Source organism: Oceaniglobus roseus (genome assembly GCF_002869745.1).
Classification (GTDB): domain Bacteria; phylum Pseudomonadota; class Alphaproteobacteria; order Rhodobacterales; family Rhodobacteraceae; genus Oceaniglobus; species Oceaniglobus roseus.
Window position 1 is genome coordinate 1 of sequence record NZ_PNOS01000068.1, and the last position, 9,232, is coordinate 9,232.

2 protein-coding genes are annotated in these 9,232 nt (G+C 72.7%); both read right to left on the bottom strand.

Annotated features, from left to right (window positions below; genetic code table 11):
* The coding region (locus tag A7B20_RS20695; RefSeq protein ID WP_157937748.1) for a non-ribosomal peptide synthetase at positions 1–7,680 on the bottom strand (7,680 nt) is incomplete at its 3' end.
* Positions 7,677–9,232, bottom strand: a 1,556-nt coding sequence (locus tag A7B20_RS20700; protein WP_157937749.1) for an amino acid adenylation domain-containing protein, incomplete at its 5' end; no start/stop codon positions are given. The genes A7B20_RS20695 and A7B20_RS20700, both read right to left, overlap by 4 nt.

The following is a 9,232-nucleotide window of genomic DNA, read 5'->3' on the forward strand; positions in this document are numbered from 1 at the left end:
GCCGAGCGCCGCGGCGAGCGCGCGCGCGTCGAGCGCGCCGTCGAGCCTGAGCGCCATCGGCAGGCTGTAGGCGGTGTCGCCCGGCGCCAGCTGGTCGAGGAACCACAGCCGCTGCTGAGCGAAGGACAGCGGCGCCGGGCCGGTGCCGGCGCGCGGCTTGGGTCCGTCCTCGGTGCCGCCGCCCGCGGCCATCGCCGCCTCGATCGCGGGCACCAGCGCCGCCAGCGTCGGATGCTCGAACAGCGCCCGGAGCGGCAGTTCGATGCCGAAGGCCGCCCGGAGCCGCGAGATCACCTGCGTCGCCAGCAGCGAGTGGCCGCCGAGCGCGAAGAACGTGTCCTCCATCCCGATCGCGTCGGGCGAGAGGCCCAGCACCTCGGCCCAGATCCCGGCCACCCGGCCCGCCCCCCCGCCCCCGGGCCGCGCCCCCCGCGCCTCCGCACCCGGCACCGGCAGCCCCCGCCGGTCCAGCTTCCCGTTCGCCGTCAGCGGCAACCGCTCCAGAACCACCAGCGAAGCCGGCACCATGTAGGACGGAAGCCGGGCGGCGAGTGCCCCCGTCAGGCTCTCGACCAGCGCCGCATTGCGCTCCGGCTGATAGGGAACGTTGCCGTGCCGCGGCGAGACGCGCGGCGGCCGCGGATGGAGATCGGACCAGTCGGGCGGGCCGCCGTCACGCCAGAAGACGACGTTCAGCCCGCCCGCCCCCAGGCCGAGGGCGAGCCGGTAGCCATGCCGGGCGGCGAGGTCGTCCAGCGCGACGGCGGAGGGCATGGCATCCACCTGGGCGCGCAGGTGCGACAGGTCGGCCTGCACCGGCAGGTCGCGCAGAAGGCTTGCCATCGCGGCCGCGCGGTGGGTCCTGGCATCGGGCACCCTGCGCAGGGCCAGCCGGGGCGGCGCGGCGCCCAGCGCCTCTTCGATCCCGTCGAAGCCCCTGAACTCGACCCAGTCTTCCGGCTGCCGCGCGCGGTCGCCGTCGATGGTCAGCACCACGTCGTAGCGGAACCGGGTCAGTTCGTTGACCGCGGCACCGCGCTTGGGCAGGACCGCGACCCCGGTGATGCGTGGATTGCGCCCCGCCTGGGCGAAGAACCACGCCGGATCGACCAGGAGTTCCGGCTCGATCGCCAGATCCCGGGCGAGGCGCGCACGCAGCGTGCCGATGTCGGTGTCGTCGGCCGCACGGGACTCGATCACCGACAGGGCGAAGGCCTCGGCGAGGGCGAGATTGCGGATGTCGCCGAGGAAGATCGAGCCCTTCGGGACATGTGCGACCGCGGCGTCCAGCCAGCGTTCGAGATAGTCGAGCGACGGGAAATACTGGGCCACCGAATTGAGGATGACGGTATCGAAGTCCTGTCCTTCGAGCGGCGACCAGTCGTCGGCCGGGGCGTGGTGCAGCACGACGCGCGGATCGCGCGCCGGTCGGCTGCGGTCGAGTTTTTCGAGCACCCTCTGCGACAGGTCGGTCGCGACGTATCGCTCCGTCAGCGGCGCGATGCGGTGGAGGATCATTCCGGTCCCGCACCCGACCTCGAGCACCTTGCGCGGGCCGAGCGCCGCGATCGTCTCGACCGTCCGGTCGAGCCATTCGACCATCTCCCCGGGCGGGATCGGGGCGCCGGTATAGCTGTCGGTCCAGCCGACGACATCGACCCGGGGGTCCCCCGCCACCAGCGCCTCGTCGCCGTAGATCTGCTGGAAGGTGCTTTCCCAGTGCGTCCGGCCCGTCTGCTGCGGCGCGGTCGGGACGACATAGGCGATCAGCCGGGTATCGCCCTCCGCAAGCGGCGCGGCGACGACGGCCGCCTCGGCCACGCCGTCCTGGTCCAGAAGGGCCGCCTCGACCTCGCCGAGCTCGATGCGGAAGCCGCGGATCTTGAGCTGCCCGTCGTCGCGGCCGACGAAGTCGATGCGGCCGTCGGGCAGGAAGCGCCCCATGTCGCCGCTGCGGTACATCCGCGCGCCCGGCGGGCCGAGGGGGTCGGGCACGAACCTCTCGGCCGTCAGGGCGGGAAGGTTCAGATAGCCTTCGCCGACGCCCCGGCCCGCGATGCAGATCTCGCCCACGGCGCCTGGCGGCAGGGGGGTCATCCTGCCGTCGACGACAAGGACCCGCACGTTCGGGATCGGCCGCCCGATGGAGACCGTGCCGGTATGATCGGCCCGGATCGTCTCGAAGGTCGAGATGCTCTGCACCTCGGACGGGCCGTAGACGTTGACAAGCTCCAGCCCCGACTCCCGCGGGAGGAGATAGCCCTTCATCCGGTCGCCGCCCGCCAGGACCCGTCGCAGCGTCGGCGGAAAGTCGAAGCCGGACCGGGCGATCGCGTCGAGATAGCCCATCGGCAGGTAGAGGGTGTCGACGCCAGTCCCGGCCAGGAGGTCCGACAACAGCCAGGGATCGCGCAGGGTGTCCTCGGGCACCAGCACCAGGGTCGCGCCGTGGGTCAGGGTCGGCCAGATCTCGGGCAGGATGCCGTCGAAGGCGATGTTGGCGACGGCCGAGACCACGCTGCCGGGCCCGAGGTCGAAGGCCGCGCCGTACCAGTGGCAGAGGTTCGCGAGGCCCGCACGGGTATTGACAGATCCTTTCGGGCGGCCGGTCGTGCCCGAGGTGAAGACGACATAGGCACGGCTGGCCGCACTGGCCGCGACGGGGGGCGGCGGCGTCTCGGGATGGCCCTCGGCACGGGGGTCGATCACCGTGACCTCCGCCGGCCAGCCCCCATCGGGGGGTCCGACGACGTGGCGCAGCGCGGTATCCGAGAGGATATGCCGGAGCCGCGCGGGGGGCGCGTCCATCGGCAGCATCACGAAGGCTCCGCCCGCCTTCAGGATGGCGAGCCCGGCGACGATGTGCGCGATGCCGCGGCCGGTTCCCAGCCCCACCAGCGTTCCGGCCCCGACGCCCGCCGCCCGCAAGGCGTGGGCAAGGCGGTTCGCGGCACGGTCGAGCGCGCCATAGCCCAGGCGTTCGTCCTGCCAGAAAACCGCCGTCGCGTCGGGCTGGCGGGCGGCGACGGCGGCGATGGCCTGGACCACATCGGGCGGGGTGCCGTCGGTGGCGGTGTCGTTCCACCGCGCAAGCCGCGCCAGGTCGTCGGCGCTGGTCAGGGGCAGGTCGCGCAGCGCGGCCTGCGGATCGTCGGCGACCGCGCGCAGCAGCCGCGCATAATCCCGGCCCATCCGCTCGACGCTGGCGGCGTCGAAGAGGTCGGTGGCGTATTCCAGGTCGCAGTGAAGGGCGCCGCCGTCGATCTCGAAAACGGTCAGCGTGAGGTCGAACTTCGCCGTCGTCGCCACGGTCCCGGACGGGCGCAGGGCGAGGCCGGGCAGATCGAGCGTCTGCGTCGGCATGTTCTGGAGGGCGAAGCTGATCTGGAAGACCGGCGCGTGGCCCAGGTCGCGCGCGGGGTTCAGGAGGTCGACGAGATGCTCGAACGGCAGGTCCTGATGGTCGTAGGCCGCGAGGGCGGTCTGGCGAACGCTGTCCAGCAGTCCCTCGAAGGTCCGGTCCGGATCGACCCGATGGCGCAGGACGAGCGTGTTGACGAAGAAGCCGACCAAGTGTTCCAGCGCCGGCTGACGCCGGTTCGCGACGGGGCTGCCGATGACGATGTCGTCCTGCCCGGACATCCGTGACAGAAGGACGGCGTAGGCGGCGTTCAGCACCATGAACAGGGTCGCCCCGCGGCCATCCGCGAGACGCCGCAGCCTGCCGCCGAGGTCTGCATCGAGGTCGAAGGAATGGGTCGCGCCCCGGTGGGACTGCGCCGGCGGGCGGGGCCGGTCCAGCGGCAGCCGGACGGGAACCGCCGGCAGGTCGCCGAGCCGCGCGCGCCAGTAGTCCTCGTCGCGGCGCAGACGCTCTCCCGTCAGCCAGCCGTTCTGCCAGACCGCGAAATCGGGGTACTGGACGGCAAGCGGCGGCAGCGGGTTCGGGCGCCCCTGGCTCAGCGCGGCATAGATCGCGCCCATGTCGCGGATCATCACGCCCATCGACCAGCCGTCCGAGACGATGTGGTGCATGTTGAAGAGAAGGAGGTGATCGTCGGCCCCCAGCCTGAGGAGGGACGCGCGAAGAAGCGGCCCGGTCGCCAGGTCGAAGGGCGCGCGCGCGGCCCGCGCGACATGATCGGCCACCTGGTCCGGCGCGGCCGAGAGATCGACGAGGTCGAGCGGTACATCGGCGACCGGAGAGACCCGCTGGACCGGGGCGCCGTCCACCGCCACGAAGGTCGTGCGCAGGCTCTCGTGACGCTCGGCGAGCGCGACCAGCGTCGCGCGCAGGGCTTCGACATCCAGCGCACCTTCAAGGCGCAGGCTTGCCGGAATGGTGTAGAACGGGTTGCCGGGTTCGAGCTGTTCGAGGAACCACAGCCGACGCTGGGCGGGCGACAGCGGCAGGTCGCCGACCGTCGCCGGATCGCGCGGACCAAGGGGGGGCAGCGCGTCCGGGCCGGTCCCCGCCCGGTCGATGGCTGCCGCCAGGTCGGCCAGCGTGCGGGCCTCGAACACGATGCGCAAGGGCAGGTCGACGTCGAAGCCTTCGCGGATCCGCGCGATCGCCTGCGTGGCCAGCAGCGAATGGCCGCCGAGCGCGAAGAACCTGTCGTGGCGGCCGATGTCGGGCCGGTGCAGCACGTCCTCCCAGATCGCCGCCAGCCGCTTTTCGGTCTGGGTTCGCGGTGGCTCGGCGACCGCCGCCGTCGCCTCGGGCCGGGGCAGCGCCGCGCGGTCCAGCTTGCCGTTCGCGGTCAGCGGCCATTCGGGCAGGGCGACGATGTCCTCCGGCACCATGTAATCCGGCAGCAGGCGGGCCATCGCGCCGCGCACCCCGTCGGGGTCGATCCCGTCGGCCGTCTTGACATAGCCGAGCAGCCTGCCGCCGTCGGCGATCACCAGTGCGTCTCTGCCGTCCGCGGCCTCCTGCAACGCGCGCTCGACCTCGCCCGGTTCGATGCGATAGCCGCGCAGGCCGATCTGGCCGTCGACCCGTCCGAGATAGGCGAGCCGTCCGTCGGGAAGATATCGCGCCAGGTCGCCGGTGTCGTACATCCGCGCGCCGGGCGGGCCAAAGGGATCGGGCAGGAAGGCGGCGGCGGTCTGGTCCGCGCGGCCGATGTAGCCCTGCGCCACCGCCGGCCCCGCCACGTGCAGCAGGCCGACCGCGCCGAGCGGCACCGGCGACAGGTCCGGGCCCAGGAGATAGGTGCGCAGGTTGTCGATGGGCCGCCCGATCGGAAGGTGGGCATCCCCCGGCGCGACCTCGCCCGCCGTGGCGATCACCGAGGTTTCGGTCGGCCCGTAGAGGTTGACGAGCCTGAAGGGCGCACCGGCGGGCGGCGCCTGCCGCAGGCGGTCGCCCCCGGTCAGAAGCCACCGCAGGCCGTCCGGGAAGGCCCCCTGCGCCATGGCAAGCTCGGCCAGCGGCGTCGGCATGAAGCTGACCTCCAGCCGCTGGTCGGCCCACCAGGCCAGGAGCTGCGCCGCATCGGACTGGGCGGGCGCCGGCGCCAGGACCAGCACGCCGCCTGCGGCAAGGGTCGGCCAGGTCTCGAAGATCGAGCCGTCGAAGCCGAATCGCGCCATCGCGCTGACCCGCGTGCCGGACGCGATCCCGGCCGTCCGTTCCTGCCACGCGACCAGGTTCTCGAGACCCCGGAACGGCACCGCCACGCCTTTCGGCCGTCCGGTGGAGCCCGAGGTGTAGATCACGTAGGCCGGTGCCTCGGCGGGGGGCGTCACCGGGTCCGGCACTCCCGGCGCCGCGTCGAAGTCCTGCACCGGGCAGTCGACGGCGAAGGGCAGATCCCGCCCGACGATCGCGGCGGCCGAGGCGTCGGCGACCATGTATTGCAGCCGGGCCGCCGGATGGCCGGGGTCCAGCGGCAGGAGACAGGCCCCGGCGCGCGCGACGGCGAGGGTCGCGACGACGCGCTCGGCCGTCGGCGCGGCGTGGACCCCGACGACGTCACCGACGCCGATCCCGGCCCGCTGCAGGGCCCGCGCCAGCGCGTCGGCACGGTCGTTCAGCTGTCGCCGCGTCAGGGTGATGTCGCCGCAGACGACCGCGGGCAGATCGGGGTCCTGTCGCGAGAGCGCGGCGACGCGCAGGGCGATGCCGCGGGGAACCTCCCGCGCGGCGCCGCGGGCCAGCCCGCCGGTCAGCAGGATCTCCTCTTCCAGCCCCAGCATCGACAGGTCGCGCAGGGGCGTGCCCGCTTCGCCCTCCGCCATCGCGTGCAGGAGCCTCGTGAAGTGGCCTGCCAGCCGGGCCATCCGCGCTTCCCCGAAGAGGTCCGCGGCCCAAATCAGCGCCCCGGCAAGCCCGCCCTCGTCCGTCTCGGCAAGGACGATCGACAGGTCGTACTGCGCCGTCACGCGTCCCGGCTCCATCGGCTCGAGCGTGAGGCCCGGCAGGGCCGCCCCGGCGCCCTCGGCCTCCCGGAGCGTCAGGACGGTCTGGAACAGCGGCGGGTGGCTCAGCTGACGCTCGATCCCCAAGGCATCGACGAGGCGGTCGAAGGGCAGGTCCTGGTGCGCGAAGGCCTCCATCACGGTGTCGCGGACAGCTTCGAGGTAGTCGCCAAGCGGCATGTCGTGGTCGGGCGCAAGGCGCATCGGCAGCATGTTGACGAAGAAGCCGATGACATCGTCCAGCCCCGGTCGCGTGCGGTTGGCGACCGGCGTGCCGATGCACAGATCGTCCGACCGGCAATGCCGCGACAGGACGATCCCCATCGCGGCGAGCAGGACCATGAACAGCGAACCGCCGCGCCGGGTAGTCAGGTCGCGAAGCCGCCCGGTCGTGCCCGGATCCAGCGCGAGGCCGACGCGCGCGCCGCGATGCGACTGCACCGCCGGACGCGGGTTGTCGGCAAGCAGCGTCGTCAGCGGCGGCACATCGGCAAGCCGGTCCTTCCAGTGGCGCAGGTCGTCCTCGTGGGCGCCTTGCCCTGCGTTCCTCTGCCAGATCGCGTAGTCGGCGTAGTCCAGCGTCGGCTCGGCCAGCGGCAGCCCAGCATAGGCGCGGGCGACGTCGCGCATCAGCACGCCCAGCGACCAGCCGTCCGAGATGATGTGGTGCATGTTGACGGCCAGCACGTGATCGTCGGCGTCCAGCCGGATCAGCGACACCCGCAGCAGGGGCCCCCTGGCCAGGTCGAAGCGCCACATGGCATGGCCATCGGCCAGAGCCTGCGCCGCCTCGTGCCGGTCGGCCTGCCCGCCGAGGTCGGTGACCTCCAGCGGCACCCGGAGCCCGGTTTCGATCCGCTGCACCGGCCCGTCCCTGGCGGCGACGAAGGTCGTGCGCAGGGCGGCATGGCGGGCGACGATCCGGTCCAGCACGGACTGGAGCCGCGCGACATCCACCGCGCCCCGCAGGCGATAGGCGGCGGCGATGTTGTAGGCCGGGTTGCCCGGATCGAGCTGGTCGAGGAACCACAGCCGCTGTTGCTGGGCCGAGAGCGGGCTGTCGCCGGGGGCCGCCCGGCGCCGGATCTCCCGTGCCGCGATATGGTCCAGCAACGCGGCCTTGTGCGCGCGGATCTCTTCCACGAGACCGTCGTCGAGCCGTTCCGTAGGGCCGTCGATAACGATGTCGCCGTCCTCGGCCGCCACCGTCAGCCCCAGCGTCAGGAGCCGGTTGTAAAGCGCCGCCGCCGTCATATCCGCACCGGCTTCCGCCCGGTGCGGCCCGGATCTGCCGTTGGGGCCAGCCCGTCGATGTGACGCGCGAACATCTCGACCGTCTGCAGCGCGAACGCCTTCTCCAGCCCGATCTCCACGCCGAAGGTCTCGCGGATGCGGTTCAGCGCGGTCACGGCCTTCAGCGAGTGACCGCCGAGCTTGAAGAAATTGTCGGCGACGCCGATCTCGTCGCGGCCCAGCACCTCGCCCCAGATCGCGGCGATCCGCGCTTCCGTCCCGGTGCGCGGCGCGACGTACTCGGTGGCCAGGGAGAAGTTGAAGCGCGGCAGGGCCTTGCGATCCAGCTTGCCGTTCGGCGTCAGCGGCAGGGCGGGGATCGCCATGAAGGCGGAGGGGATCATGTGGTCGGGGATGCGCGCGGCGAGGTTCATCCTCAACTCGGCCTCGTCCAGCCGCGGGGCCACCACATAGGCCAGCACCCCGAGCGCACCGCTCGCATCCGGTGCCGCGATCACCGCCGCACCGGGGTATCCGCAGGCGCGGATCGCGGCCTCGATCTCGCCCGGTTCGATGCGGACTCCGCGCACCTTGATCTGGTCGTCGCTGCGGCCGAGGTAGTCGACCGCGCCGTTCGGCAGATACCGCGCCCGGTCGCCCGAGCGGTACATCCGCGCGCCGGGCGGGCCGTAGGGGTCGGGCACGAAGGCCTCCGCCGTCAGGTCCGGCCGGTTCAGGTAGCCGCGCGCCAGGGCGACGCCGCCGATGTAGAGATGTCCGGCCACCCCCTGCGGCACCGGGTTCAGCGCGTCGTCGAGGATGTAGATCGCGACGTTGTCGATCGGCCGCCCGATCGGCACCCCCGGCCCGGTGCGCGGATCGTCGGCATGGCACGGCCAGTGCGTGACCTCGACCGCGGCCTCGGTCGGGCCGTAGAGGTTGTGCAGCGCGACATCGGGGAAGAGCTCGGCGAACCTGTCCTGCGCGGCGCGCGGCAGGGCCTGGCCCGAGCACATCACGAAGCGCAGGCTGGCATAGTCCTCCGCGTCGGCGACGGCCAGCGAGGCTTCCATGAGCGGGGCGACGAAATGCACGATGCTCGCCTTCTCCTCGCGGATGAGGCGGGACAGGTAGGTCACGTCGACATGCCCCGCCGGCCGCGCGATGACGAGGGTCCCGCCCGCGATCAGCGGCAGGAAGATCTCTCCGACCGAGACGTCGAAGCCGTAGGGCGTCTTCTGCACGATCCGGTCCTCCGCCGTGACCTCGAGCGCCCGGTCGAGCCAGGTCACCCGGTTCACGATGGCGCGGTGCCCGACCATGACGCCCTTGGGTCGGCCGGTGGAGCCGGAGGTGTAGATGACGTAGGCGAGGGTGTCGGGGGTCGCGGTGGGGGCGGGCGGCGTGGCGGGGAGGGTCGGGTCGGGGTCGGGGGTGAGGAGCGGCGCGTCGGTGAGGCGGGACAGGCGGGCGTGGCGGTCCGCCTCGGCGACGACGAGCGCGGGGGCGGCGTCGGCCAGCATGAAGGCCAGCCGCTCGTCTGGGTGGTCGGGGTCGAGCGGCAGGTAGGCGG